This is a genomic window from Escherichia sp. TW14182, assembly GCF_000208525.1.
Taxonomy (GTDB): Bacteria; Pseudomonadota; Gammaproteobacteria; order Enterobacterales; family Enterobacteriaceae; genus Escherichia; species Escherichia ruysiae.
Genome location: NZ_AEJZ01000488.1, coordinates 1 through 1,938 on the forward strand (window position 1 = coordinate 1; position 1,938 = coordinate 1,938).

2 protein-coding genes are annotated in these 1,938 nt (G+C 38.6%); both read right to left on the bottom strand.

Translation table 11 applies throughout. The features are described from left to right. Positions 1-332: 332 nt before the first annotated feature. Positions 333-728 carry a plasmid partitioning/stability family protein gene (locus EQY_RS0123540; RefSeq protein ID WP_000445938.1) on the bottom strand — a complete coding sequence of 132 codons (396 nt, stop codon included), beginning with the start codon at positions 726-728 and terminating at the stop codon, positions 333-335. Then, positions 728-1,687: a plasmid segregation protein ParM gene (locus EQY_RS0123545; RefSeq protein ID WP_000921959.1), complete on the bottom strand. Its 960-nt coding sequence runs from the start codon at positions 1,685-1,687 to the stop codon at positions 728-730. Before EQY_RS0123545 ends, EQY_RS0123540 begins: the two co-directional genes overlap by 1 nt. Positions 1,688-1,938: the final 251 nt, after the last annotated feature.

The following is a 1,938-nucleotide window of genomic DNA, read 5'->3' on the forward strand; positions in this document are numbered from 1 at the left end:
TAGTCGCTCTTACAATTGCTACACAGAAAATAAACATAAGATAAAAAATAATGACAGGAGGCTCTATATATGGCCACCATGATAATGTCAGACATATCAAAAATGATTGTGCGAGCCCTGGAGTAAATAAACGTGATAATTTTTTCATGGAGACAATCATACATTAAAGTTGTTAGTTAACGTTTTTAATAGTTACGATTTACAGCAGAAGCATCATTGCATTCCATGCTGTTGCACTTTTTTATGATAACCTGTTGAATCTTCGTAAAAATCTGATTTTTAAGTATATGTAAAAAAAAGAGCAGGTAACTGATTGAACCTGCTCTTTTTTATTATTTTTTTAACATGGAAAGATTGCGTCTGGTTTGTTCTTCAAAATCATCTTTTGAAGTGATGCTCTCTGATTTGTTTTCTGAAGATGCCTCTATAATGTTTTTTAGCGTACTTATATCAATCGATGTGGATTTGTATCCTGTTGTTTGCTCTATAAGTTTTACCAGATTTTCTGCAGTGATTTTCTCACTGAAAAAACCACTGATTAGCGTTAACAGTCGGGGGTCAACAGAATAAAGAGCTGCTCCACAAATAAGGGATTGTCTGTAGAAGTCTCCCCGCATTTGTATCGGAAGAGAGTCTATTGTTTGTTGTGTCAGGCTGTCCTGCGGATAAAGTGTCGGGTGCAGGTATGCCACAACTTTCTTTCTTTTTTTCGGATCACTGCTTTCCATTACGCATGCACCATTGCTTTCACCAATGCAAACTGAGGTTCATCCACCTTGTTCACTTTCAGATTCGGGAAATATTGCTTTATGTGAGGGTAAATAAGCTCAGCTCCTCCGCCAGTGAGATAGATTCGGTTCATTCCTGAGAATGTTGAAATTTCCTGCCTGATGCTTTCTGCCAGAGATTTCACTTCACTGTCTATTACATGAGTTATGTTTTTTATTTCAGTTACATCATTTATTAATGTCTGGAGGTATTCATTATCATGTCTGTTTTTTATTAACTCATCAGCAATAAAATAATTACATGGTGTGGAGGCTTTCGTCAGCGCATTCATGACGGTATGAGTGATGCGGGATGTCCCGATTTCTGAATAGCCACGGATTTCAGAAATGCCTTCAAATGCACCGAGAATTAAACCACAATCCAGAGTGGTTCCTCCAAGATCGATAATCAGGCTGCGTTCAAGTTTGTTTACTTTATCTTTTTTTAGTGATTCAAATGCAGCTGGCAAAGATTCAGGCATTACATTAACTTTTTTAATTTTAAATGTTTCCCCTTTATTCAGAGATATCTCACGGAGAACATTTGCCTTTTTCCTTTCTATTCTTTCTTCATTTGGTTGATTGTCATTATCAAAGAATTCGGTCACAGGTAACGTCACTGTCAGTTCTACATCCTGTGGCTGAAGGCCGGATGTCAGCAGTGCATGATGTATGGCAAGCAGATTGGTGGTGCTGTATTGATAACTGACATGTGTTGTACCTATGACAGCAGTGCTGCCCAAATCATAGGTGTATTTTTTCCCATCCACGACGTAATTGTAAACTTTGCCGGCATTAAACAGTCCCGGGTTCCAGCCTTCTTTAAAACTGTTTCCTGACAGACTGGTTCTTACCTCGCCATCTTCAAGCCAGGCCAGTTTTACGTTAGTTGAACCATCGTCGCATGATACTTTTAGCATTTCTTTTCTTGCCTCATTTTGAGTTTATGTTTGGCTCAAAAAGATGCATATTTTATATCGATGCATCTTTTTGAGTTTTTGTTGTTCCTTATTGTGTCTCGTTTTGGGCTTATGTCAAGCGGAGTAGCTCTTTTAGAGTCTCTGTGCGCTCTTATTGTGACTCATTTTGAGTTTTGCTGGTTTCTCATTTTGCGTCACGAACTGAGACGGAAACTACTTAACCAGGCCGTGCCGGCACGTTAACCGGGCTG

What these genes read in the sequence shown, in the direction of transcription:
- EQY_RS0123540 (WP_000445938.1), bottom strand. Translation starts at nt 728, where the DNA reads ATGGAAAGCAGTGATCCGAAAAAAAGAAAGAAAGTTGTGGCATACCTG.
- EQY_RS0123545 (WP_000921959.1), bottom strand. Translation starts at nt 1,687, where the DNA reads ATGCTAAAAGTATCATGCGACGATGGTTCAACTAACGTAAAACTGGCC.